This is a genomic window from Paraburkholderia panacisoli (assembly GCF_008369935.1).
Classification (GTDB): Bacteria; Pseudomonadota; Gammaproteobacteria; order Burkholderiales; family Burkholderiaceae; genus Paraburkholderia; species Paraburkholderia panacisoli.
Genome location: NZ_VTUZ01000023.1, coordinates 66,367 through 89,854, shown reverse-complemented (window position 1 = coordinate 89,854; position 23,488 = coordinate 66,367). Strand labels below are relative to the sequence as shown.

The 23,488-nt window shown below is 61.4% G+C and carries 22 protein-coding genes and 1 pseudogene; 9 read left to right on the top strand and 14 right to left on the bottom strand.

What is annotated here, in order from left to right:
* Positions 1 to 368: 368 nt before the first annotated feature.
* The gene (locus FVF58_RS29440; RefSeq protein WP_149673295.1) at positions 369 to 1,292 is read right to left on the bottom strand and encodes a LysR family transcriptional regulator; all 924 of its coding nucleotides are present in this window, start codon (positions 1,290 to 1,292) and stop codon (positions 369 to 371) included.
* Positions 1,293 to 1,561: 269 nt separating this feature from the next.
* Here FVF58_RS29440 and FVF58_RS29430 point away from each other — a divergent pair, with 269 nt between their 5' ends.
* The 5 genes from FVF58_RS29430 (at position 1,562) to FVF58_RS29405 (ending at position 6,748) form a co-directional block, all read left to right on the top strand.
* Positions 1,562 to 2,140, top strand: a complete 579-nt coding sequence (locus FVF58_RS29430) for a YceI family protein (protein ID WP_149673293.1) — start codon at positions 1,562 to 1,564, stop codon at positions 2,138 to 2,140.
* A gap of 21 nt (positions 2,141 to 2,161) precedes the next feature.
* A complete protein-coding gene (locus tag FVF58_RS29425; protein ID WP_149673292.1) occupies positions 2,162 to 2,767 on the top strand; it encodes an FMN-dependent NADH-azoreductase in 606 nt (201 codons plus the stop codon).
* Positions 2,768 to 2,807: 40 nt separating this feature from the next.
* A complete protein-coding gene (locus FVF58_RS29420) occupies positions 2,808 to 3,713 on the top strand; it encodes an NmrA/HSCARG family protein (RefSeq protein ID WP_149673291.1) in 906 nt (301 codons plus the stop codon).
* A gap of 153 nt (positions 3,714 to 3,866) precedes the next feature.
* Positions 3,867 to 4,721: a pirin family protein gene (locus FVF58_RS29415; RefSeq protein WP_149673290.1), complete on the top strand. Its 855-nt coding sequence runs from the start codon at positions 3,867 to 3,869 to the stop codon at positions 4,719 to 4,721.
* Between the two features lie 560 nt (positions 4,722 to 5,281).
* Positions 5,282 to 6,748, top strand: coding sequence for a DHA2 family efflux MFS transporter permease subunit (locus tag FVF58_RS29405; RefSeq protein WP_149673289.1), 1,467 nt, complete (start codon positions 5,282 to 5,284; stop codon positions 6,746 to 6,748).
* Here FVF58_RS29405 and FVF58_RS29400 read toward each other — a convergent pair.
* The 7 genes and pseudogenes from FVF58_RS29400 to FVF58_RS29370 form a co-directional block, all read right to left on the bottom strand.
* Positions 6,737 to 6,838, bottom strand: a pseudogene (locus tag FVF58_RS29400) (IS5/IS1182 family transposase); the annotation flags it as partial. The gene FVF58_RS29405 and the pseudogene FVF58_RS29400 overlap by 12 nt on opposite strands.
* A gap of 237 nt (positions 6,839 to 7,075) precedes the next feature.
* On the bottom strand, positions 7,076 to 7,396 hold the full coding sequence (locus FVF58_RS29395) for a DUF4148 domain-containing protein (protein ID WP_149673288.1): 321 nt from the start codon (positions 7,394 to 7,396) through the stop codon (positions 7,076 to 7,078).
* A 207-nt stretch (positions 7,397 to 7,603) separates the two neighbouring features.
* Entirely contained in the window at positions 7,604 to 8,365 is a 762-nt protein-coding gene (locus FVF58_RS29390) for a hypothetical protein (RefSeq protein WP_149673287.1), read from the bottom strand.
* Entirely contained in the window at positions 8,362 to 8,652 is a 291-nt protein-coding gene (locus FVF58_RS29385; RefSeq protein ID WP_149673286.1) for a hypothetical protein, read from the bottom strand. The genes FVF58_RS29390 and FVF58_RS29385 overlap by 4 nt, the downstream gene beginning before the upstream one ends.
* A 350-nt stretch (positions 8,653 to 9,002) precedes the next feature.
* Positions 9,003 to 9,848 (bottom strand): SDR family NAD(P)-dependent oxidoreductase, encoded by an 846-nt coding sequence (locus tag FVF58_RS29380; protein WP_149673285.1) that lies wholly within the window; start codon positions 9,846 to 9,848, stop codon positions 9,003 to 9,005.
* A gap of 124 nt (positions 9,849 to 9,972) precedes the next feature.
* Entirely contained in the window at positions 9,973 to 11,388 is a 1,416-nt protein-coding gene (locus tag FVF58_RS29375; protein ID WP_149673284.1) for an aldehyde dehydrogenase family protein, read from the bottom strand.
* Between the two features lie 220 nt (positions 11,389 to 11,608).
* Positions 11,609 to 13,765, bottom strand: coding sequence for a sigma 54-interacting transcriptional regulator (locus FVF58_RS29370; RefSeq protein WP_149673283.1), 2,157 nt, complete (start codon positions 13,763 to 13,765; stop codon positions 11,609 to 11,611).
* Positions 13,766 to 14,447: 682 nt separating this feature from the next.
* Between FVF58_RS29370 and FVF58_RS29365 the strand changes: the two genes are divergently transcribed.
* Genes FVF58_RS29365 through FVF58_RS29350 form a run of 4 tightly spaced genes read left to right on the top strand, consistent with a single transcriptional unit; the run spans position 14,448 to position 18,726 of the window.
* The gene (locus tag FVF58_RS29365; protein ID WP_149673282.1) at positions 14,448 to 16,796 is read left to right on the top strand and encodes a TonB-dependent receptor; all 2,349 of its coding nucleotides are present in this window, start codon (positions 14,448 to 14,450) and stop codon (positions 16,794 to 16,796) included.
* A 46-nt stretch (positions 16,797 to 16,842) separates the two neighbouring features.
* On the top strand, positions 16,843 to 17,568 hold the full coding sequence (locus FVF58_RS29360; RefSeq protein WP_149673281.1) for a MotA/TolQ/ExbB proton channel family protein: 726 nt from the start codon (positions 16,843 to 16,845) through the stop codon (positions 17,566 to 17,568).
* Positions 17,565 to 17,963, top strand: a complete 399-nt coding sequence (locus tag FVF58_RS29355) for an ExbD/TolR family protein (RefSeq protein WP_149673280.1) — start codon at positions 17,565 to 17,567, stop codon at positions 17,961 to 17,963. The genes FVF58_RS29360 and FVF58_RS29355 overlap by 4 nt, the downstream gene beginning before the upstream one ends.
* Entirely contained in the window at positions 17,956 to 18,726 is a 771-nt protein-coding gene (locus FVF58_RS29350) for an energy transducer TonB (RefSeq protein WP_246217230.1), read from the top strand. The genes FVF58_RS29355 and FVF58_RS29350 overlap by 8 nt, the downstream gene beginning before the upstream one ends.
* Positions 18,727 to 18,963: 237 nt before the next feature.
* Here the strand turns inward: FVF58_RS29350 and rbsK are convergent, their stop codons facing one another.
* From rbsK to FVF58_RS29320, 6 genes are all read right to left on the bottom strand, one after another.
* Positions 18,964 to 19,854, bottom strand: a complete 891-nt coding sequence (rbsK, locus tag FVF58_RS29345) for a ribokinase (RefSeq protein ID WP_149673279.1) — start codon at positions 19,852 to 19,854, stop codon at positions 18,964 to 18,966.
* Between the two features lie 15 nt (positions 19,855 to 19,869).
* Positions 19,870 to 20,322 carry a ribose 5-phosphate isomerase B gene (gene rpiB, locus FVF58_RS29340; protein WP_149673278.1) on the bottom strand — a complete coding sequence of 151 codons (453 nt, stop codon included), beginning with the start codon at positions 20,320 to 20,322 and terminating at the stop codon, positions 19,870 to 19,872.
* Between the two features lie 70 nt (positions 20,323 to 20,392).
* On the bottom strand, positions 20,393 to 21,187 hold the full coding sequence (locus tag FVF58_RS29335; RefSeq protein WP_149673277.1) for a transporter substrate-binding domain-containing protein: 795 nt from the start codon (positions 21,185 to 21,187) through the stop codon (positions 20,393 to 20,395).
* A gap of 91 nt (positions 21,188 to 21,278) precedes the next feature.
* Positions 21,279 to 22,082, bottom strand: coding sequence for an amino acid ABC transporter ATP-binding protein (locus tag FVF58_RS29330; RefSeq protein ID WP_149673276.1), 804 nt, complete (start codon positions 22,080 to 22,082; stop codon positions 21,279 to 21,281).
* Positions 22,075 to 22,755, bottom strand: a complete 681-nt coding sequence (locus FVF58_RS29325; protein WP_149673275.1) for an amino acid ABC transporter permease — start codon at positions 22,753 to 22,755, stop codon at positions 22,075 to 22,077. The genes FVF58_RS29330 and FVF58_RS29325 overlap by 8 nt, the downstream gene beginning before the upstream one ends.
* A 24-nt stretch (positions 22,756 to 22,779) precedes the next feature.
* The gene (locus FVF58_RS29320; protein ID WP_149673274.1) at positions 22,780 to 23,460 is read right to left on the bottom strand and encodes an amino acid ABC transporter permease; all 681 of its coding nucleotides are present in this window, start codon (positions 23,458 to 23,460) and stop codon (positions 22,780 to 22,782) included.
* Positions 23,461 to 23,488: the final 28 nt, after the last annotated feature.

The following is a 23,488-nucleotide window of genomic DNA, read 5'->3' as shown; positions in this document are numbered from 1 at the left end:
GGCCGACCCGCATGCGCGCGCGGCCGGTGCTGACGTGCGCATCCGCCGGCTCGACGTTCGTTGGCGTCTCGCGGTCCTCGGAGCGATTGTCATGCGACCATTAAAGTACAGTTGCCTGCATGTTCTGGCTCGTGTTCCGCGGGTGTATCACTAAATATAGTGCTAACAAAGTGAGTCCAATAGCTATTAATGCATCGGACTAGCTGCGCTTCTGCTGCTCATCCGAGTGCGGCGCCGATTGCTCAAGTGCATGACTCACCGGGGTCGGCGCAAGCTTGAACCGTCGTATCGCTGATATGAGCGCGCGATGATCTGTTCGGCGGCGAATCGACTCTTACGCTTCGGCCCGCCCGGGTAAGGAGCCGACCTTATCGGCTGACCTGGTAATGCGAGAGGTTTGTCATCGCTTCGCCCATTTTCTCCGAAAGAAATTCGGCGAACACCGCTACTGCGGGCGGCACCGGTGGGCGGCTCGTGTAGACGAGCTGCAGGCCGAGGCCGGTGCTGGCCCGCCGATAGGTCGGCAGCACGCGTACCAGTTTCCCCTGCGCGATGATTGGCTCAACTATCAACTGCGGAAGCAGCGCTATACCCAGTCCAGCTGTGCAAGCCTGCGCCAGCACTCGCATGTCGTTGACCGCGAACCGGCTGTTGATCGACACTTCCTGACTACCGCGTGGACCCTGCAGACGCCAGGTGTTGCGACCCTGGCGATTGGATATCGTCAGACAGTCGTGTTCGGCCAGTTCACGCAGCGTGCGTGGTGCAGCCCGCCGTTCCAGATAGGCCGGACTCGCCGCGAGGATCATGACACTCGGCGCCAGCCGACGTACCTTAAGGCCGCTACCGGTCTCGATGCCCATGCGCAACGCAAGATCGATGCGCTCTGCGATCAGATCGGACGGCGCATCGTCGAGCAGAAAGTCGATGCTGATGTGTGGATAGCGCGCGTAGAACTCGACCAACCATTCCATGCGGAAGAATTCGAACAGGCCGGCCATCGCGGTGACGCGAACCGAACCGGACGGCGCCTGCTCATCTGCATGGAGTCGCCCGATCTCCAGGATCTGGTCAAGCGCCGGCGCATAGCGCTCGAACAGCGCCTGACCGTCCGTGCTCGGCGCGAGCTTGCGAGTCGAGCGATGCAGCAGACGTGTGCCGAGTTGCCCTTCGAGCTGATCGATACGCCGGCTCAGCGTATTTGCCGGCATGCGCAGACGCCGCGCAGCTTCGGAAAAGCTGCCGGAACGGACGACCTGGACGAACATCGCGAGATCATTCAGATCGAGCATGGCATTTCTCCATAAATGGATTAATCCGATCCGATTTTACCATCTAGTGTGAAACGCCTTTGATCCCCATACTTGTGGTGTCGCACAGGAGGCGGCCGATCAGGCGCCCGGTGTTCAACGTCGATACGGGCGAGTTGAAGGACACGTCGGCCCTCGCCGACGGCGTGCAGATCAAATTTCATATCGTTGCCACGAGGTCAGCGCGGCGCGCGTTTTATCACCCGATACCGCCCACGGGCGCGGCAACTTAACGATTCAAGGAAATTGATGTGAATAAGCATCTGATGATTGCGGCTGGTGCACTCGCCGCCTCACTGTCCTTGTCGGCATTCGCGGACGTGCCGACGTACCAGCTTGATCCGGAACACACGTACCCGAGTTTCGAGGCCGACCACATCGGCGGCTTGTCGGTCTGGCGTGGCAAGTTCGACAAGTCGCAGGGCACGGTGACGCTCGATCGCGCGGCAAAGACCGGCACCCTTGAAGTAACGACCGACATTGCGTCGGTCCACACGGGAAGCACGAAGCTCGACCAGAACCTGCAGTCGGATCAATTCTTCGATGCGTCGAAATTCCCGGAAGCGACCTACAAGGGCACGATCAAGTTCAAGGGCGACAAGCCTGCCTCGATCGTCGGCAATCTGACGATGCACGGCGTGACCAGGCCGCTGACGCTGGCAATTGACTCATTCAAGTGCATGCCGCATCCGATGCTCAAGCGCGAAGTATGCGGCGTCGACGCGGTAGGCGAATTCGATCGCAGCGACTTCGGCGTCGACTTTGGCAAGACCTATGGCTTCAGCATGAAGACCAGGCTGCTCATCTCGGCCGAAGCACTCAAGCAGTAATTCCGTTCGGAGATCAGTCTCATGAAACTGTTACACGTAGATTCCAGCATTCTCGGTCAGGGCTCCGTCAGCCGTGATCTTTCAGCGGATGTCGTCGCGACCTTCCGGGGCCGTCATCCCGACCTTGCGGTCACTCGTCTGGACCTTGCCGCCACACCGATCGGCCATCTGACGGCAGCACACCTCGCGGCCGCGCAAGGCGCTCCGGTCGACGGAGCATTGAAGGCCGACGTGGCCATGGGCCAGGTCGCGCTCGATGATTTCCTGGCAGCCGACATCGTGGTGATCGGCGCGCCGATGTACAACCTCGGCGTGCCCTCTCAACTGAAGGCCTGGATCGACCGCATCTCCGTCGCCGGGAAAACGTTCCGCTACGGGGAGCACGGCCCGATCGGACTGTGCGGCGGCAAGAAGCTGGTCATCACCTCGTCGCGCGGCGGCGTTTACAGCGAAGGCTCGCCGGCCGCCGTCTTCGATCATCAGGAAACCTATCTGAAAGCGGCCTTCGGCCTTCTGGGCGTCACGGATGTCACCTTCATTCGCGCGGAAGGGGTGGCGATGGGTCCGGAGGCACGCAGCGGGGCCATCGCCTCGGCGAAGAAAGAGACCGCCGCGCTCGCCGCGTGAAGTAGCACCGCCCTAACGAATTACTCCCTGGAGAACAACCATGTCGAACACCCAGAAGCTCATCGCCGTCGTGGGCGCAACCGGCCAGCAAGGCGGCGCCGTTGTGCGGGCGCTGCAGGCGAGCGGTCAATTCAAGGTGCGCGCGTTGACGCGCAATCCGGCCACGCATCCGAAGCTCGGTGACGAAGTCGTGCTGGCGGATTTCAATCGTCCGGAAACGCTTAAAGCCGCATTTTCCGGAGCGCACGGCGTTTTCCTGGTGACCAATTCCTGGGAAGCAGGTACGGACGAACCCAGGCAGGCACGCGCCGCCGTCAACGCGGCGAAAGAGGCCGGTGTGCAGCACTTCATCTGGTCGACGCTCCCAGACGTGGAGACCATCAGCCGCGGCAAGATCAATGTCCCGCATTTCACGGACAAGGCGAAGGTCGAGCGTATCGTCAGCGAAGCCGGATTTGCGCACCACACCTTTGTGATCGCTCCGTTTTACTATCAAAACCTGCTCGGCGTAATGGGTCCGCAGAAACAGGCGGATGGCACCGCGGGTTGGGCGCTACCGCTTGATCCCGAGCGGCGGGTCATCCACATGGGCGACATCACCGAACTCGGCCGCATCGTGGCTGGTGCGTTCGCACGGCCGGAGCTCGCTGGGCACGGTGAACATTTGCCGCTCGTCGGCGATTTCTTGAGCTTCAACGAGATCATCGCCACCCTGAATCGCCAAGGAAACAACTTCTCGTTCAAGCAAGTCCCGCGCGAGGTTTTTGCGGGCTGGTTCCCGGGCGCCGAGGGCATCGCCGCGATGCTCGCCTACTTCGAAGCGCACACCTATCTCGGCTCCGATTCGCGCGACGCGATCGCGCTCGCCAACAAAGTTGCCGGCCAGCAGCCGACGGAGTTTGCCGCATGGGCCAAAGCGAACTTCGCGCCCCCCACGGCCACCTGAAAACCCACCGCTCCGAACTGGAAGACTGACTGAGGCATTCGCATTCTTGAGGCTGACGGTGTTCATGGAACACTTCCTCGATTACGCGCAAACCGATACAGACATCTGACCGGACACCTCATCTATTGCAAGTCGATTACCTGGAGAGCGCCCATGAATGCCGTCATCCAAACCCCGCCCACTCCCCTCGCCGGTGTCGGCCGTAACGTAATCTTCCGCACGCGCGGCGACGCGCACGGGCCGGTCGTCCGCATGGTCAGCCCCTCCGACGTCGGCAAGATGATCAAGCCGTTCGTATTTCTCGATCTCGTCGATACGCAAGAGGCGATTGGCCAACAGGGTTTCGGCTGGCATCCGCATTCGGGCATCGCCACGTTGACCCTGGCGATGGAAGGGCAAGGTCGCTATGTCGAATCCATCGGCCACGAAGGGACGATGGTGGCGGGCGACATCGAATGGATGAGCGCCGGTCGCGGCGTCTGGCATTCCGGCTTCGCCGTGCCCCCGGTCAAGGCCTTCCAGCTATGGGTCGCCTTGCCGCCGGGGCGCGAACTGGCTCCCGCCTTCAGCCAACATCTTTCGGCTGACGAAATCCCGTCGGACGGGCCGGCGCGCGTGCTGCTCGGCCATAGCGGCGAGGCGGTCAGCCCGATTGATGCACCTCCGGGCGTCAACTATTTCGTTGTGGAGCTCAAGGCCGGCCAGCGCTGGACCTACCAGCCGCCGCGGGGCTACCGGGTCGGCTGGATCGCAGTGATGGACGGCAGCCTGTGCACGCCCGATCCAGTCGACAAAGGCGAACTGGCCGTATTCGAACAGTCCGATGCGGCGATCGAGTTCGACGCTGTGACCGACGCGCGCTTCGTGCTCGGTACGGCAATCCCGCATCCGCACGATCTCCACCTCGGCTACTACTCGGTGCACACCAGCTCCGCAGCGCTGATCGAGGGCGAGCGCGAAATCGCGCGCATCGGTCGCGAGCTGCGCGCCAAGGGCGTGGTGAGTTGATCCGCTCTTTCGTAGAACGATGCTATTCCACTCAGCGATCCGGTCGGCGGTCCATGTTCCGGCTGCAGCGATATGCGCGCATTTTCAAAGCCAGGACATCACCCCGCACCTGGCCGAACTCGATGCTGTCGCCGAACAAACGATCGACGACCTGCTGGGGTGGAGCAAGGCGCTGAAGACCGCGCGGTCAAGCTGACGATGCTCGAATGACTCATGCGAGTGGACCCGGGCAACAACGGTGCGATCAGCCATCGACCGCTTATCGTCAAAGATCGACTTGCACATCTGCCTGATTCCGTCTGCATCGACGCGACTAAGGTTAGCAGTATGACGGTGAAGTCAGCAGTCCCTTCGGGATCTTGTGGAAACCGTCTCTTATACCGAACGTCATTGCCGTGGCGCCATCCTCGGCTATGCCGCTACGCACGCCGGCAACGCTCGCGTGCGGCACGCAATTGACTATACGAACGCGATGTGCGGCAAGGCTTTTGCAACCGGCTTCGCCAATCCCGAATCCGCTGTGCAGTCTTGAACTGCCGGCATCCGACAGGAGCAGTTCCATGACGCATGGCATCGACGACCGCAAACGCTGGCTTGCCCTCATCGTACTCTGCATGGGCGTGCTGATGATCGTGCTGGACACGACCATCGTGAATGTCGCACTGCCCTCCATCCGGGCGGACCTGGGCTTTACCGAAACCTCGCTCGTGTGGGTGATCAACGCCTATATGCTCACCTTTGGCGGCTTCCTGCTGCTGAGCGGGCGGCTGGGCGACCTGTTTGGCCATCGGCGGTTGTTCCTGCTGGGTATCACGATATTTACGCTGGCCTCGGCGGCCTGCGGGCTGGCGAATTCGCAAGGGCTGCTAATCACGGCGCGCGCCGTTCAGGGGCTGGGCGGTGCAGTGGTGTCGGCCGTGTCGCTGTCACTCATCATGAACCTGTTCACCGCGCCGGCGGACCGCGCGAAGGCAATGGGCATCTACGGGTTCGTGGGCGGGGGCGGCGGCAGCATCGGCGTGCTGCTGGGCGGGCTGCTGACCAGCGCATTGAGCTGGCACTGGATCTTCCTGGTCAACCTGCCGATCGGTGTGGCGGTGTGTGCCGGATGTGTGGCGCTGCTGCCGGCGGGCAAGCCGCTGGCAGATCGCGCCAGGATGGATGTGGCGGGCGCCATCACCGTTACCGCATCGCTGATGCTGGCGGTGTACGCCATCGTGCACGGCAACGAAGCCGGTTGGACGTCTGCGCAAACGCTTGCCCAACTGGGTATTGCCATCGCGCTCATGATCGCGTTCCTCGTCATCGAATCGCGCGTGTCGCACCCGCTCATGCCGCTGCACATGTTCGCGCTGCGCAACGTGGCCACGGCCAACGTGGTGGGCGTGCTGTGGGCGGCTGCGCTGTTCGCGTGGTTCTTCATCTCGGCGCTTTACATGCAGCGCTTGTTGAAGTACAGCGCAATGCAGGTGGGGCTGGCGTTCCTGCCGGCCAACATCATCATGGCGGTGTTTTCGCTGAGGCTGTCGGCCAGGCTGGTGATGCGCTTCGGGATTCGCGCGCCGCTCTCGCTGGGTTTGCTGGCGGCGGCAGTCGGGCTGGTGCTGTTTGCGCGTGCGCCGGCCGAAGGCAGCTTCTTGCTGAACGTGCTACCGGGCATGGTGCTGATGGGCCTGGGGGCGGGAGTGGCCTTCAACCCGGTGTTGCTGGCCGCGATGAGCGATGTAGCGCCGGATGAGTCGGGCCTGGCCTCGGGTGTGGTCAACACGTCGTTCATGATGGGCGGCGCACTGGGCCTGGCCATCCTGGCGAGCCTGGCCGCAGCGCGCACCGATGGCCTGGCCGCTGCGGGTGCCGATGCCGCTACTGCGCTCAATAGCGGCTACCACCTGGCGTTCCTGCTGGGGGCCATGGCGGCGGTAATGGCCTCCGCGTTGGCCGGGGCATTCGTGCGTACGCGCACGCACGGTCAGGCGCAAGACGAGGCGTCGTCCGCAGGTTCCATCCAGGAAGCGCTAACAAAATGAGTCTTTCAACCGTCGCCAGCAAATGATGCAGCAGGCGATTTTGAGGAAGGCCTCATGGGTCAAAGCAACGCGTTCGAGGCGGATTCGCAGTCCTGGTCGAAGCAAGTTGTCCGACCGCCCGCGCGCCAGCCGGCAAGGACCGTTGTACCTGGCAGAAGCCGCGGTTCGCGTCGCGCTCGCTCCAATGGCCGGAGAGGGGTCGGGATATGCCCTTTCCATGTCCCCTCGCCGGCAAAGGATCGCGCTGCCAGTTGATCGGCTCGAGTGATGTTCGGTCAGCGTACGAAGGTGCATCGACACGAGTTCGCTCCGACTCCGGCCCTCCCCTCAAGGCATGGGCATCGACGGCCCGCTCTTTCCCGCGCTCATCGCCGCGTCTCTTTCCGCTCGATGTCTAGCGGCCACCTTTGCTTCCGCGGCCTGAAGATCGGCGGGATACGAACCATCATCACCCTGCGATGGGTTGTATCCCGCCGCCTCCAGTTCTTCGAGTTCATGCGTGACTTCCGCACGGGTGAGTTGATGGGCCGCAGGCTCCGACACGGTTTGCGCTTCAACGCTCGCGAAGCTCGCCATCGACATCACGCCAACGATCACCAAACTCCGTAGTGGGGAAACCACATACTGATTCATCGATTCCGATTTCATTCTGCACTCCTTTTAACCTGAGACTGTATTCGCGCGCATGCATTCACTCCGGACTGTTGGGTCAGCTTGTGAGTGTTGTGCGACGCGCATCAGGAAGACTGGGATTTCTCGTCGGATATTCCCGATCTCTGGATAGAAGGCAGCGGGCGTAGTCGAATACATCCTTACGGCAAAACAGCGGCTATCTCGCACAGGGTCCTGGCCGTGTCACGAACTCAGCGAACTCTTGCGCAGTCTTCGGCGTTCAAGCCCGTTGCGCAATTGGCCTGCGACAAACGCGCTAACGATCAAAGACAAGTACAAGGTCACGAGATCGTGACGCCAGACATTCAGGGCGAGCTGATGCGCAACCAGTTTTGGATCGGGGGCCGCAAGCACTACGCTCTTCGCCTCGACAGCTCGCATCATCCGGATAAAGCCTGCCGCCGACAGCAACGGCAAGAGAACGACCGATGTCAACAGCGCGGGCTTCATGCGGCGCGCCCACGGGAAATGACGCAATCGAAACCATAGTCCGAGGCATCCGTGTATCCATCCGGGCGCGAGCAGCGCAAGCTGCAAACCCTGCGTACCACTCGTTAGCAGGAGGATAACGACGCGCTCATAGTCAGGCTCGAAGCCATAGAGCGAGGACGCGAGCCGGGTCGTCACTGCATGGCGGATCAGCAGCAGCGGCAGGCTGAGTCCTGCCCACAGGCGGACCCATTCGGCTAGCGGTAGGCTCCAGTGACGGCGCCCGTATATCGTGCGCACGGCCAGCGCAAAATGGAGCGCAGCCGCACCGTACAACGCGATCGTTCCAGGTGCGCTACGCCACAGCCACAGCGCTAAAACGAGGCCGCGTCCGGCAAGTTCGAGTGACCAGATCCCGAGCGCGTGATTGATCAGATGGAGAAAGAGATAGACCAGCAACACCACGCCCGACCCGAGTTGCAGCCGACGCAGAACGGCTTGCATCTGCACCGTCATGCCAGCGTCCGGCGAGCGTTGTGCGACACGCGACGCGCAAACACCGCACGGCCGCCGGATATTCCCACACCTCCAATCAACCTGCGGCGTAACCGTCCAGACAGATCGGCCGCCGGCGACCGCGGCGCAGCAGACTCGCGCTGACTCGCCGCGCCCTGACATACCGCTTCGGCGAATCGCTGTAATGCCGATACCGAACCGCATACGCTCTGGTATTCCTCGCGCCCGATTCTGCCGTCGAGGATGACGGCCAATCCCGATGCACGGGCCATGTCGACGATGTTCATTTGATCACCCCATTTCGTGTCTGTCCTACCTGCAAGACCGTGGGGATGCGTCGGTTATTCCCGGATTCGGCCGGATGCGGGTGAGCGCAGTCCGACGGGCCCGATAGCGGCGGCTCTCCGGCCATGAAGAGCCGCTCGCCTGTCGCAGCATCCTGACAAAATCGGATAGTCAGATTTACGCTCAGAGATGGGGTCACCAGCTAGAGAGCCTTTCCAGATGCGGCGTGATGAAGAGATTGAGTCGCAGATTACACACGCTTGCAGCGCACTCCAGCCGATCACGATGATCCCGGTCCAGCTACGACCGGCAGCGAGGTACGCTGCATTTGCGGCGAACACGGCGGCAACGCTCACTCGGGAACAAAGCCTGTTTTCCCCTCGAACATCACCGACCCGGCGATGTCCTTTTGCGCCTGCAGTGCGGCCAGACTCCCGGCGTAACCGGCTTCCAGCAACGCATAGGCATCCCCGCCGAGGACGGTGCGCAGCGGCGGTTCCGGCATCTGGCTGACCGTATAGATCACGTCGGCCATTTTCACGGGATCGCCCGAAGCATTTGCGTCGCCGCTTTCCTCGATCCAGCGACGCAGCTTGCCGACCGCGCTGTCCTTGTATTCACCGAGTTCTGTGGTCCAGCGGATATTGGACACGAAACCCGTCTTGATAGAGCCCGGCTCGATGATGATGGTCTTGATGCCGAACTCGGCAACCTCCTGGCTCACCGCTTCGGCAAAGCCTTCAAGTCCGAACTTGGCGGCGTGGTACAGGGAGCCTCCCGGGAAGGCGGCACGTCCGCCGACGCTGCTGACATGGATGAACGTGCCGCGTTTCTTTGCGCGCAGCGCACCGAGGAAGGCACGCGTGACGTGAATCGGCGCCAGCAGATTCAGCGCGATCTGCTGTTCGATATCGGCCTCGCTCATTTCCTCCATCGCGCCGATAACGGCTCCCCCCGCGTTGTTGACGACGACCTCGACATCGGGATAGCGCGCCGCGGCGGCCTGAACCTGTGCGCGGTCGGTCAAGTCGACCGATTCCACTTCGAGCAGATCCGGATAAGCCTGCTTCAGCGCCTGCATCGCCTCGACACGGCGCACCGCTGCAACCACAGGATGCCCGTGGGCCAGCACCTTTTCCGTAAGGGTGAGCCCCAGACCGCCGGACGCACCGGTAATGAACCACTTCTGACTGGACATGATGCCGTTCTCCTGGCTAATGATGAGTGACGCATGACACTGCCGGATTCAACTCTGTCGCGGCGTCTTCCGGCGGGGTCATGAGTTGATCTGCTTACTGCACGTTTCGAGCCGGCGAGACCGGTCACTCAAGAATCGCCCGCGGTTCAAGAAATGCCTCGATACCGAAAGTACCGTATTCGCGGCCCACGCCCGAGTGCTTGAATCCGCCCCAAGGCGCCTGGGGATCGTCCCGCATGCCGTTGATCACAACGCGCCCGGCACGGATCTGCGACGCCACGCGGCGCGCTCGCTCGACGTCGGCCCCGCTCACGAAGGCATGAAGACCATACTTCGAATCGTTGGCGATCCGGATCGCCTCCTCTTCCGTTTCATAGGGGATCACACAGAGCACCGGACCAAAAATTTCCTCCTGCGCGATGGTCATATCGTTCCTCACGTCCACGAACACCGTCGGCCTGACGAAGTTGCCGAGCTCCAGACCGGGCGGATGACCCACCCCGCCCACGAGGACTTGCGCGCCTTCCGCGATGCCCTTGCGGATGTGGGACTGCACACGCTCGTATTGCGTCTCCGTCACCATGGGGCCGACGGCAACCTTGGGATCGGCCGGGTCGCCGACCACGAAGGCGGCTATCGCGTCCACGATCGCGCGCCTGATCGCGTCGAGACGGCTCTTCGGCACGAGGAGCCGCGTCCCGGCCGCGCAGGCCTGTCCGCTGTTCAGAAACGCGATGCCGAGGGCTAGCGGAATCGCCCGGTCGAGGTCGGCGTCGTCGAGCAGGATGTTGGGCGACTTGCCCCCGAGCTCCAGCGTGACACGTTTCATCGTTGCCGCGCCGTTGCGCAGGATCTGCTCGCCGACCGCCCCCGAACCCGTGAACGAGATCTTCGCCACGTCGGGGTTCCGCACGAGTTCAGCGCCGACCACGTCGCCGCGGCCCGTGACGACGTTGTAGATACCCGGGGGCAAGCGCGCCTCGTGCAAACATTCGAGCAGGACCTGCGTCTGCAGCGGGCTTAACTCACTGGGCTTCACGACCACCGTGCAACCGCCCGCGATTGCGGAGGCGAGCTTGAGGCAGATGAACAGTGTGTTCGCATTCCAGGCCGTAATCAGACCGGCCACGCCGACGGGCTCGAGGGTCACCGTCGTCTTGTCCCAGCTCCGCACGAGCTGCATCTGCTGGAGCGCCTTTTCGGCGTGGAGGAACGATTCGACGCCCGATTCCACGATGAGCCTCGAGAAGTGCGACACGCCGCCGTATTCCTCGACCATCGCCGCCGTCAGATCGTCGATGCGCGCGGCAACGACTTCGTGCATCCGGCGCAGGATGTCCGCGCGCTCTTTCTTCGTCGTCCGGGCGTAAGCGGGGAAGGCACGCTTCGCGGCGGCGATCGCGCGCCGCGCATCCTCCTCGTCGCCCAGCAGCACGCTGCCGATCACCTTTTTGCTGGTCGGATTGATGCTCTGCATGACTTCGCGGCCATGGGACTCGACGAACGCACCGTCGATGTAGTGTTGCGTGATGGCTCTCATCGCGTCTCCTCAAGGACTTACGGTCCGGACGAAGCACAATGACGCGAGTCAACGCCTCGCGATCATCGGCGCTGCCCGTGCCGCGTCTAACAGCAGGGGCTGCGATGATGGATGGGGCAATTACCAAGCCAATAGCAAGTAGTTGAATCTAAAGTGTGTTTCAAGGCGACGCAGTGGCGATATTTCGCCAATGGCGAATTTCCGTACAACAGCCGGCCGACTAACTTTTCGCTGATCGCGGCCGAAAACGGCTCTTGTCGATTCGCAGCGCACGGATTTTCGATTCGAGCGTCGAGCGAGGAATGCCGAGCCGCATCGCCGCGCCTGCGGGTCCGAAGACCCGTCCACCGCAGGCGCGTAGCGCCTCCTCGATGATCGTCTTCTCGTGAGCGGCGAGCGTCGCTGGAAAGACAACCCGGCTATCGCGCGCAGGGCTCGCCGACAGCCAGCTCTCGTCGATCATGAATTCATCGGAATCGCAGATGATCATCGACCGCTCGATCACGTTTTGCAGTTCACGCACATTTCCCGGCCACGGATAGGCCTTCAGCCGATCGAGCGTTCCTTTGTTGACGTGCCTGTACGACTTGCCCATTTTGTGCGCATAGCGATCGATGAAGTATGCGGCGAGCAGCGGAATGTCGTCTGCGCGTTCGCGCAGCGGGGGCATCTCGACGGGGAAGACGGCCAGACGATAGAAGAGGTCCTGGCGGAAGGTTCCGGCGGCGACTGCTTCCTCCAGGTCGCGATTCGTCGCGGCAATGACGTGAACGTCGACACGGATCACCTCCCGCCCGCCGACGCGTTCGAACTCCCGTTCCTGCAACATCCTCAGCAGCGCAGCCTGCATGGCGGGCAACAGTTCTCCGACCTCATCGAGAAATATCGTCCCGCCGTCGGCGAGCTCGAAGCGGCCGAGGCGCCGTTGCGTGGCGCCCGTGAAGGCTCCCTTCTCATGCCCGAAAAGTTCCGAGGCAATCAGTTCGCGAGGGATGGCGGCGCAGTTCACCGCAACAAATGCCCTTGAAGCGCGACGTGATCGCCGGTGAATCGCACGGGCGATCAGTTCCTTTCCGGTCCCAGTCTCCCCGGTGATCAGAACGGTCGAATCGCTGGCTGCAACCTTGGCTACGCGTGACAGCACGGCGGTCAGCGCGGGCGAGGTCCCCACGATCTCTTCGAACATCGAGACCTTATCGATCTCCTGACGAAGCGCGACGTTTTCTTGTTGCAGCCTCTCCTCGTCGCGCTTGCGGTCGTCAATATCGGTACATGCAACATACCAGCGGATGATTCGTCCCTGATCGTCGCGCAGCGGGTTGTAACGGGCCAGAAGCCAGCGATAGATCCCGTCGCTATTGCGTATCCGCACTTCCATCTCGTAAGCGGAGCCGCCCGACAACGCACGCTCGGCAAGCGCGTTGTGCCGGTCGAGATCGTCCGGTTGAACTTCGGAGCTGGTGTCGCGCTGCCTCCATTCGTCGAGACTTCCGCCGAGATAAGCAAGCGCCGTGCGGTTCGCATAAAGGCGTTCGCGTCGGGGCCCCAATACCGCTATGAGTTGCGGCGTGAGATCCAATATCTGTTGGAACTCTTCTTCGCGCTCGCGCAGCGCCCGAGTCAAACGCTCCTGCTCCGTTACATCCATTCCGATCCCGACGAAGCGCCGGAAAATCCCTCCGTCGCTCACGGGCGTGCCGACGCAACGGATATGATGCGTCGTTCCGTCGGGCCATACGATCCGTTTCGTAAAGTCGAAGGCCTCATGGTCCGCGAGCATCTTTTGAATCGCTTGCGACATGAAGTCCCGATCTTCCGGGTGCACGAGCGCAAGGTATTCTGAAATGCTCGGCGCTTTGTCGGCCGCCTTGAGGCCGTGGATCTGAAACAGCCCGCCGGACCAGTATTCGAAGCGGCCGGCGTTGAATGCCCAGCTACCCGACCGCCCGAGCCGCTCGCCTTCCGCGAGATAAAACTCGGCTTGCTTGCGTTCTTCAACGTCGAAATTGATGCCGATCCAACCCTGGAGCGTTCCATCCTTAGCCAGAAGGGGTTCGGCGTGACAGTGGAACCAGCGGTATCCCCCTTCGGCGTTACGTACCCGAAAAGTCACCTCACCGGCAGAGCGCGATCCGACGCACTTTGACCAGACATTGCGTGCCTCGTCCTGATCGTCTGGATGCAGCCACGCGATGTGGGAGTCCCACGCCGCGCCAGTTTCGATTCCGCATCGAAGGGGATCGTCACTCGCAAGGCCCAGGTAATCCGCGCATCGTTCGCTCACGAACGTGAGGGCACCGGACTGATTCGCATACCAGGAGTGCGCTGCCATCAGATTCAGTGCGGCATGCAGCGGTTCCTTGGTGAAAGCATCCATGAGACACCTGTCGGCGTGACAACAACGGGACTGCGCGCGGGTCGTTCAGCATATCGCCATTGGCGATATCTCGCCAATCGTGCCGCATCGACATGTGCCGAGAGATCTTTCCGACGGAGATGCGGCAAGTGGCGCCATGGGATCGGCTGCGCGAGGTAATCGAAGCACATCATCCGCAGAAAGGCCCGATCATTCACGCGTGCAGTTCGACCAGGAACGCTCAGGCCGAACGCCATCGGGAAATGCATCAGACCAGGAAAGGCAATCAGCGGTACTTCGGGAGAAGGCGCACATTGGCCTGGCTGCCGACTCGAGACCAACGCACACGGTAACGACGACAGCCGCGAACGCGGTCGACTTGGCGCAGACGGCGGCGAACAGGCAACGGAAATCAAGGTTGTGGGAATCCTGCTTGGGCGCTGGATGACCTTTCGTACCTTTCCTGGTGCGGTCGCGATCGAAAAAACGTCGAGCTATTTTATTTTTGATAAGTAATGTTATAACATTACTCGCTGTAGCGCATTTCACATTCTCCGCGCAGAAGTTCCTCAGCCCGGGCAGCGGTGGCGTAAGAAGCTGCGTCGCATTGCTGTATCGCTTCGACAAGGACAACTGAGCGCGATTGCGCGCGGGATTATCCGCGTAGTGCGATGCAACCTATTCAATAACGACAGTGAGATCGATGAAACGTCGCACACTTTTCTCTCACGCTGCGCTGCTGCTTTTCGCGCAAGCGCTAGCGGGCCATGTCGATGCCGCGCCGGGCGACGCCTCGGTAGGCGGCCTCGTCACGGATAGTCTCGGCAAGCCCGTAGCGGGCGCCAATGTGGTCCTTCAAACCGCCACCGGGGCGTCGGCAGGGACAACAAAAACCGATGCAGGCGGGCACTTCTCCGTGCAGGACGTCGCGCCGGGAACCTATGCGATCGTTGTCACCGCGACGGGATTTGCTAGCGGAAGCAGCATCGCCACCACCAGCCCGGGAACGGCAAGTTCCGTTACCGTCGCGCTCGCAGAAAGCGACGCGATCGACGTGCGGGTCACTGCCCAGCGTCTGGACCAGGCGCGCAACGGACTGTCGCCGGAAACCGGCAGCAGCGTGTACCGCATCACCAGCGCGGACATCCACAACATGCCGCAAGGCGAAGCGACGCCGCTCAACCAGGTCCTGCTGCAAGCGCCCGGCGTCGCGCAGGATTCATATGGCATGGTCCACGTGCGGGGCGAACACGCGAACCTGCAATACCGGATCAACGGCATCATGATTCCGGAACCGATCTCCGGTTTTGGCCAGTCGTTCGATACGCGCATCATCGAACAGGTGGACCTGCTCACCGGCGCACTTCCCGCGCAATACGGGTTGCGAACCGCTGGCATCGTCGACATCCAGACCAAGTCGGGCGAAGCGGGCAACGGCGGCACGCTAGGCGTGTACGGCGGCAGCCACGGCACCGCGCAGACAAGCGGCGACGTGTACGGCACCGAGGGTGCGCTGAGTTACTTCTTCAGCGGTTCGGCCGGCGTCAACGATCTCGGCATCGAAGCGCCGACCTCGAACGGCTCGCCGCTGCACGACCACACCCGGCAAGGCAATGCATTCGGCTACATGTCGTACCTGATCAATCCGCTTACCCGGGTCAGCGTCGTCTTTGGCACCGCGAGCAACCAGTTCGAAATCCCGAATACACCAGGGCAACCGACTCAATTCGTACTCAACGGCCGGACTAATTTCGATTCCGCGGCCCTCAACGAAACCCAGAGTGAACTCAACAACTTCGCGACCGTCTCGTTGCAGGGGACGAACGGCGACAAGCTCGACTATCAGATCGCGTACTTCACGCGCTATACGCGCACGCAGTTCAACCCCGATCCGATTGGCGATCTGCTCTTTAACGGCGTCGCTTCGCAAGACTTCCGTAGCAATTGGGCCAATGGGCTGCAGGGCGATACCACCTACCGGCTGAACAGTTCACACACGCTGCGCGCCGGCGTGTATTTCGAACAGGACCGCGCGGTCGCCAACGACAGCGTCTCGGTGTTCCCCACTGTCGATGGCGCACAGTCCTCCGACCAGCCCTTCACGATCAACAGCGCGAGCACGACGATCGGCAGGCTCTTCGGCGTCTATGTGCAAGACGAGTGGAAGGTGAACGACAAGCTCATCATCAATTACGGGCTGCGCTACGACAAAATGAGCGAAGTCGTCGATGCCAGCCAGTTGAGCCCGCGTATCGGAGTGGTCTACAAGGCAACGCCGAGCACCGCGCTGCATGCAGGTTACGCGCGGTACTTCACGCCTCCCCCGCTCGAACTGATCGCGCCGACCACGGTGGCGCAGTTCAACAACACGACAAACCAGGCCGCGAGTCCGCAAAATTCGCCGGTGCAACCCGAGCGAAGCCATTACTTCGATGTCGGCGTCACCCAGCGCGTCACCTCCGCCGTGACGGTGGGCGTGGATGCGTACTACAAGAAGGCGACCGATCTGCTCGACGAAGGGCAGTTCGGCACCGCCCTGATCAACACACCATTCAACTATCAGACCGGCCACGATTACGGCGTCGAACTCACCGCCAACTATAAGGACGAGCATTTTTCCGCGTACGCGAACCTGGCGCTCAGCCGCGCGACCGGCGAAAACATCGTCTCGGGCCAGTTCAATTTCTCACCCGATGAACTTGCGTACATCGAAAGCCACCCCGTCAATCTCGACCACGACCAGTTGATCACAGGTTCGGCGGGAGTCGCCTACACGTTTGCGCGCACGACCTACAGCGCGGATACCACCTTCGGCAGCGGTCTGCGCAGCGGCTTTGCGAACACGGACCATGTGCCGTTCTACGTGAATATCAACCTCGCGGTCATCCACCACTTCCAGGCGCCCCTTGTCGGCAACTTCGATGGACGGCTGGTCGTGGTCAATCTGCTCAATCGTGCCTATGAATTGCGCGACGGTTCTGGAATTGGCGTCGGCGCCCCGCAGTTCGCACCGACCCGCGCTTTCTACGCAGGCATCACGAAATACTTTTAAGCCACCCGCGCGGCGTCCCGCCGCGTGAGCAGGAAGCCACGACACCATGAACGATTTTTCCGAACTGTTTCTCGCTGTGCGCCTGGGCGGATGGGTCATCTACCCGTTGACCGTCCTCGCGGTGGCCGGCCTTGCGATCATCCTCGACAAGGCTTATTCGCTGCACCGGTTCGCGCGAATTCCAGCCCGCATTGACCAACTGATCGAGGCCCCCGTCGTCGATTTCGCGCAGACACGCTCACAGATCGCGGCGCTGCCCGAGCGCCATGCGCTGCGCAGCTTCGCCGCACCGATTCTCGACGGCGGCCATGCGCCGATCTGGTGGATCGAGTCACGTGCCGAGACCGCCGCGCAGCATATCGAGCGCGCGCTGAACCGGGGGCTGTGGCTGCTCGAAACCATCGTCACGGCCGCACCTCTGCTGGGACTGCTTGGTACGATCATCGGCATGATGCACTCGTTCAAGCTGATCGGCGGCCAGGGCGTGGTGAACCCGACCGGTGTAACGGGCGGTGTCGCGCAAGCGCTGATCGCGACCGCGATCGGCCTGCTGATCGCGCTTGTCGCGCTGTTCGCGTTCAACTATTTTTCCCGGCGGGTCGGCGAGCTGCTCGATCACTTCGAGCGGGTCGGCACACGGCTGATCGGGCAGATCCGACTCGACCAGGAAGTTCCGGAAGAAGCGGCGCAACGCCGGCTCGACCGGGAGCGCGCAGAAGGGCCGGCGCAGTTGCGGCTCGCCCGTGAGCATGCGCAAGGACCGCGCACGTGAAACTGAAACGTTCAAGACAGGCTCGGCGCGGGAGGATCGAGATCATCCCGATGATCGACGTGATGTTCTTTTTGCTCGCGACGTTCATGCTCGCATCACTTTCGATGCAACGAGTCGATTCGATAAAAATCGACTTGCCGGGCGGCCAGGCGCAACGGCTCAATCTGGACACGCCTCTAACCCTCACCGTCACGCGCGCCAATGCTATCTTCGTCAACCGCCAGCAGGTGCCGCTCGCGGCGCTAGCGGGCGAACTGCGGCCGTTGCTGAAACCGGACGGCAACCTGGTGGTTGCCGCCGACGACGCCGCGTCGCACGGCGTGGTCGTCAAGGCGATGCTCGAAGCACGGAAAGCCGGCGTGCACCACTTCCTGATCGCCGTGCACCATGAGTAACGTTGGCCGCCGCAGCCACACGGTCTGGCTGGACGAACCGAAGACGCGCATCGCCGTTGCGGCGGCCGTCGCGTTCGGGTTGTGGTGCGTGGCGCTCGTGCTGGTCGGCGGAATGCTGACGACGCCTGAGATCACTCCGCCGTCGCCTCCGAATCTCGACGCGCAACTCGTTGAAATAGAGCCCACGCCGCCGCCCACAAGCACGCTGGCGCAGGCCGCGCCGGTGAAGGTTGCGCCCGAAACACCGCCCCCTGTGCATCACGCAACGTCCCAGCACGCGGCCGCGCCTGCGTTGGGGGCGGCGCGACCTGCTGCCGCGCGTGTGGCGTCGCCCGTTGCACCGTCGCCCGTTGGACCCTCGCCCGTTGCGGCACCTTCCGCTGTGCCATCTCCGGCGGCCGCCGCGCCTTCGGCGGCGCCGGCAGCGCCCATGCCTTCGGCCAGCGCAGCCAATCGTTCATCGGGCGCGACCGAACTCGCCGCCAGCGGCAGTGGCCATATTGGCGCGCACGCAATCACGCAGCCACTGCCGGAAATCCCAGACGACTTGCGCGAAGCCGCGTATCACGCCATTGCGCTTGCGCGCTTCACGATTCACCCGGACGGCTCCGTCGACGTCGAACTCCTGCAGCCGACCCAACAGCCGCGTCTGAACCAGTTGCTACTCGCCTCACTGCACAACTGGCGTTTCTTCCCCGCCACCGAGAACGGCAAGCCCGTGGAGAGCCATCAAGACGTTCGTGTCCACCTCGTGGTGCAGTAGCCGTACAGCGATGGACCTCGACCATCAATCAGAACCGTATTACGTGCATGGCGAATGCATGCCTATGGCTCATCATGCGCCGCGCAACTCGGCATGCGACACAGGTGTTCACACGTGGGGCAGAGAGCTGACGGGCTCACGCGATAACCACTGCGACGCTTCCACCGGTACGGGTCCGGTCAAAGTCTGAAAGGATCACCGCACAGCGATCTCTTTGCATCACAGCCCGAAGGAACGTTAGTCGATTTCATACTTATAAGGCAGCGATGCCATCGCACCATGCCGAGTCACACTGATCGATGCCGCGCGCTGTGCAAAGTCAATCGCACGTTCGAGTGGTTTGCCTGAGACAAGCGCCGCACCGAACGCGCCAATGAACGCATCGCCCGCGCCCGAAGTGTCGACCGCATGTGCGGCATACGCCTGACATCGAAGCTGTGCAACGCCATCGCTGTACAGCACGCCCTGTGCGCCCAGCGTGACCAGTGCGGCACGCACGCCCGTCATATGCAGCGCATCGAGCACCCGATCGGGATCGAAAGAATCGGACGCCGTCTGACCTGCCAGTACCATTGCCTCACTTTCGTTTGGAACCAGCACGTCGACGAGTTCGAGCAGTTCCGTATCGAGCGGCACGGCCGGTGCCGGATTCAGCAAGACTGTCACACCCGCGTCGCGCGCGATTCGTGCAGCATGAAGCGTTGCTGCCTGAGGCGTCTCGAGCTGACACACGAGAAGCGCTGCCGACTCGATATCAGCAGCGGCGCAGTCGACAAGTTCGATATCGACATGCGCATTGGCGCCTTCATACAGCGCGATGCAATTCTGCCCGCTTGAATCATCGACGAGAATCATGGCGGTCCCTGTTGCTACGCCACTCACCTCCTTCAAATGCCGGATATCGATTCCTTCGGCGCTGAGGTTGGCACGCGCATCACGACCGGACTCGTCCGAACCAACCGCGCCAATGAAGCGCACGGCCGCCACGGCTTGATTGGCGCCCTTTCCGCCTGGCAGCCGACGAAAGTCCGAGCCATTCACGGTTTGTCCGCCAACGGGCAATGCAGCACAACGCAGGACGAGATCGGTATTGACGCTACCGAGCACGACAACGTGACCTCGCTTCATGCTTTCTCTCCGGGTTCAGCCATGCAGGCTTTGCTCGAGGGCATTGAGCTTTTCCACACGGCGGCGAAAATCTTCGTCCGTCGAAAATTCAGCAGCGAGAAACGCATCGATCAGGTCGGTTGCGAGCCATGCGCCGACGATTTGCGCACCCAGACACATAACATTGACGTCATCGTGCTCGACAGATTGATGCGCCGAGTGCACATCGTGGCAAACGGCCGCGCGGATGCCCCGGATCTTGTTCGCGGCAATCGATGCGCCGACACCGGTGCCACACACCATGATTCCGCGATCAGCGCGCCCCGCCAGGATTTCCCTGGTCAACAGTTGCGCAATATCCGGAAAATCGACCGGTGTATCGCTAAATCCACCGACGTCGCTCACCTCGTGCCCAAGTGAATTGATATGGCCGATCACCGCGGATTTCAACGACCATCCCGCGTGATCCGAACCGATTACGATGCGCATCCCATGCTCCTTGTTGTGATATTGAACTCCATGGCGTGCCACGCGCGCGCCAACTGCTGACGGCACCTGCTTAACGCATTTGAGGAGGAAGATCGTTACCGTGATACTTCTTGTAAATCGCGTTGAGCTTGCCGTTCTTCAAATTGACGGCAATCCATTCGTTGAGCCTGGCAAGCAACTGCGGCTCCCCTTTCTTCACGCCGATTGCAAGATCGAACACATGCAGTACGACCTTCTTCTCGAAAGGACGGTCGGGGGTCTTCTTCGTGATCTGGTTGACGATTGTGAGCGACGTGGCAATGAGGTCACACTGACCGCTCACCGCCGCGGTCACGTCCGTCGCATCGTCGTCGTACCGGGCCACCTGGAAGCCTTTGTCCCTTGAGATCTGCGTCAATTCGACGTCCTGGGTCGTGCCCCGCGTGACACAGACGGTTCTGCCCTTCAGATCGTCGATGCTATGAACCGGCACGTCTGTGCGTCCGCCGACGACGGACTCCAGCACCGCGTACGGTTTCGAAAAGTCGATAACCTTGGCTCGTTCAGGCGTCACCGACAGGGTCGAGATGGCGATGTCCGCCTTGCCGGTCTGCAGATTCGGAATGCGAGTCGCGCCTGTTGTCTGCACGAAATCGAGCTTCATTCCCCAGTCCTTCGCGAGCAATTGCGCGGTTTCGACGTCCGACCCGATAGGCTTCATGCTCGCGTCCATCATTCCCGATGGCGGGATGGCGAGATCGGTTGCGATACGGATCTCCTTGGCCTTCGAGATGTCATCGAGCACGTCTGCGCGCGCGGCGCTCACGCCCGTTCCGAAGAGGCAGACTGCCAGTGCGGCAAGGGCAAGCGAACTATTTCTTCTCATGATACTACGGTCTCCTGATTGATATCGAATGTGAATTTGGTTCTGACCTTCTTAATCTGATCAGCGCAGGCGCACATTCCGCGCCAATGCGCTATAGGTCGCTGCCGAGGAATTGCTGCAGTTCCGCCGACCCGGGCGCCCGCATGATTTCGGGGCCGCCCCGCTCCCAGACCCGTCCTTGATGCATAAACAGGACTTGATCGGCCACGCTGCGCGCGAAGCCCATTTCGTGCGTCACCATGATCATGGTCATGCCACCGGCGGCAAGGTCTTCGATGACCCGCAAGACTTCGCCTGTCAATTGCGGATCGAGTGCCGAGGTGACTTCGTCGAACAACATCACCTTCGGTTCCATGGCCAGCGATCGAGCTATCGCAGCGCGTTGCTGTTGACCGCCCGACAATTGCTCCGGATAGTGATCGGCCTTTTCGGCGAGTCCCACCCGTTTGATGGCTTCCCGCGCCAGTTCGCGCGCCTGCCCCTTCGGCACCGACTTGGCGAGGCGTGGCGCGAGCGTGATGTTCTCCTCGACCGTTAGATGCGGAAACAGGTTGTATTGCTGAAATACGATTCCGACATCCAACCGTAGCGCCTTGAGCGATACGCCGGGATCGTCGACGCGATGGCCGCACACCGTGATCTCACCATGATCGATTGCTTCGAGACGATTGATGCATCGCAACGCCGTGCTCTTTCCCGACCCACTGCGACCGATGATGACGGTCACCGTGCCGCGACCTACTTCGAAGTTGACACCGCTTAAAACCGTGGTCGCCCCGAAGCTCTTATGCACGTTCTTGACTACGACAACCGGATGTGCAGTATGAGAGACGACTGCGGAAGAACCGGTAACTGGAAGCTGTTGTCCTTCGACCGGCTGAGGAAATTCAGTCATGCGCGATTGCCTCCAATTTCAAAGCCCGCGCAAATCCGGTGCGACGTTCGAGCGAGCGGCTAAGACGCGAGATCGGGTAACACAAACAGAAATAAACAGCGGCGATGATCAGATAGACGATAAACGGCTGGAACAGGGAATTATTGATGATTTGCCCTGAACGCGCGAGTTCGACGAAACCCACCACTGACGCCAGCGACGTGTTCTTGATGATCTGAACCGTGAAGCCAACTGTCGGAGGCGTGGCGATCTTGACCGCCTGTGGAAGAATCACTCTGAACATCCGCTGCGTGCGACTCAGTGCGAGACATTCCGCTGCTTCCCACTGCGGCTTCGGTACGGATTCGATCGCGCCGCGCCAGATCTCGCCAAGATACGCGCTGACATTGAGCGTGAGAGACGCGCCCGCCGCGACGAGTGGAGAAATGGTGACGCCAATGGTTGGCAAACCAAAATAAGTAACGAACATGATGACCAGCAGCGGCGTGCCCTGTATCAGTTGCACGTAACCGGTGGCTACGATCCGCACGGTATCACGAGGCGATATGCGCGCAAGCGCCACGACGAAGCCGAGCAGTCCTCCACCGATCAACGCCACGAGCGAGAGCACAACCGTCCAGAGCGCACCGTCGATCAGAAATTCCACATGATTGACGTTCAAGTGTCCAGGCATTTTCTATCCCTGTATGGAATGCGCTTAAAGCGGGGTACCGAGCTTTCTGCGACGCGGAAACAACCATGTCCCCAGCGCCCAAAAGCCTATTCTCATCAGCAGCGACAGCAGCACATAAGCCACCGCGACGACCAGATACGTCTCCAGCGGCCGATAGGTTTCGGACTGCACGTAGTTCGCGACTGCGGTCAACTCCTCCGCCGAGATCTGCGAGCACACCGACGAAGCGAGCATCATCAGCACGAACTGACTCGTCAGCGCCGGATAAACACGCTCCAGGCCCGGCAGCAGAATGACATGGCTGTAGACCTGAAAGCGCGACAAGCCGAGACATTCGGCAGCCTCGATCTGGCCGCGCTGTATCGAGTCGAAGCCCGCGCGCATGATCTCTGCCGCGTATGCGCCTACGTTGATGACCAGCGCAAGAATCGCCACGGTGATCGCGGACAGCCGCAAGCCCATACTCGACAAACCGAAATACACGAGGAAGATCTGAACGAGCAATGGCGTATTGCGTATTGCTTCGACATATGCGCCACAGGCGGAGGAAATCGCACTGTGTGCGCTACGGCGGCCTATAGCGCACAGGGTGCCGATGAGAAAGCCCAACATCGTCGCCGCGACTGCGAGGGCCAGTGACAGGAGCGCCCCGTTGATCAGTTCTGGCCAGTGCGTCAGTACGGCGGAAAAATCAAGATTCGTCATTGCGGAAGAGAGCGATGTGCGAAGCGGC

What these genes read in the sequence shown, in the direction of transcription:
- FVF58_RS29375 (WP_149673284.1), bottom strand. Translation starts at nt 11,388, where the DNA reads ATGAGAGCCATCACGCAACACTACATCGACGGTGCGTTCGTCGAGTCC.
- FVF58_RS29350 (WP_246217230.1), top strand. Translation starts at nt 17,956, where the DNA reads ATGAGTAACGTTGGCCGCCGCAGCCACACGGTCTGGCTGGACGAACCG.
- FVF58_RS29390 (WP_149673287.1), bottom strand. Translation starts at nt 8,365, where the DNA reads ATGACGGTGCAGATGCAAGCCGTTCTGCGTCGGCTGCAACTCGGGTCG.
- FVF58_RS29370 (WP_149673283.1), bottom strand. Translation starts at nt 13,765, where the DNA reads ATGGATGCTTTCACCAAGGAACCGCTGCATGCCGCACTGAATCTGATG.
- FVF58_RS29365 (WP_149673282.1), top strand. Translation starts at nt 14,448, where the DNA reads ATGAAACGTCGCACACTTTTCTCTCACGCTGCGCTGCTGCTTTTCGCG.
- FVF58_RS29360 (WP_149673281.1), top strand. Translation starts at nt 16,843, where the DNA reads ATGAACGATTTTTCCGAACTGTTTCTCGCTGTGCGCCTGGGCGGATGG.
- FVF58_RS29335 (WP_149673277.1), bottom strand. Translation starts at nt 21,187, where the DNA reads ATGAGAAGAAATAGTTCGCTTGCCCTTGCCGCACTGGCAGTCTGCCTC.
- FVF58_RS29440 (WP_149673295.1), bottom strand. Translation starts at nt 1,292, where the DNA reads ATGCTCGATCTGAATGATCTCGCGATGTTCGTCCAGGTCGTCCGTTCC.
- rpiB (WP_149673278.1), bottom strand. Translation starts at nt 20,322, where the DNA reads ATGCGCATCGTAATCGGTTCGGATCACGCGGGATGGTCGTTGAAATCC.
- FVF58_RS29320 (WP_149673274.1), bottom strand. Translation starts at nt 23,460, where the DNA reads ATGACGAATCTTGATTTTTCCGCCGTACTGACGCACTGGCCAGAACTG.
- FVF58_RS29380 (WP_149673285.1), bottom strand. Translation starts at nt 9,848, where the DNA reads ATGTCCAGTCAGAAGTGGTTCATTACCGGTGCGTCCGGCGGTCTGGGG.
- FVF58_RS29395 (WP_149673288.1), bottom strand. Translation starts at nt 7,396, where the DNA reads ATGAAATCGGAATCGATGAATCAGTATGTGGTTTCCCCACTACGGAGT.
- rbsK (WP_149673279.1), bottom strand. Translation starts at nt 19,854, where the DNA reads ATGAAGCGAGGTCACGTTGTCGTGCTCGGTAGCGTCAATACCGATCTC.
- FVF58_RS29325 (WP_149673275.1), bottom strand. Translation starts at nt 22,755, where the DNA reads ATGCCTGGACACTTGAACGTCAATCATGTGGAATTTCTGATCGACGGT.
- FVF58_RS29415 (WP_149673290.1), top strand. Translation starts at nt 3,867, where the DNA reads ATGAATGCCGTCATCCAAACCCCGCCCACTCCCCTCGCCGGTGTCGGC.
- FVF58_RS29330 (WP_149673276.1), bottom strand. Translation starts at nt 22,082, where the DNA reads ATGACTGAATTTCCTCAGCCGGTCGAAGGACAACAGCTTCCAGTTACC.
- FVF58_RS29385 (WP_149673286.1), bottom strand. Translation starts at nt 8,652, where the DNA reads ATGAACATCGTCGACATGGCCCGTGCATCGGGATTGGCCGTCATCCTC.
- FVF58_RS29425 (WP_149673292.1), top strand. Translation starts at nt 2,162, where the DNA reads ATGAAACTGTTACACGTAGATTCCAGCATTCTCGGTCAGGGCTCCGTC.
- FVF58_RS29405 (WP_149673289.1), top strand. Translation starts at nt 5,282, where the DNA reads ATGACGCATGGCATCGACGACCGCAAACGCTGGCTTGCCCTCATCGTA.
- FVF58_RS29420 (WP_149673291.1), top strand. Translation starts at nt 2,808, where the DNA reads ATGTCGAACACCCAGAAGCTCATCGCCGTCGTGGGCGCAACCGGCCAG.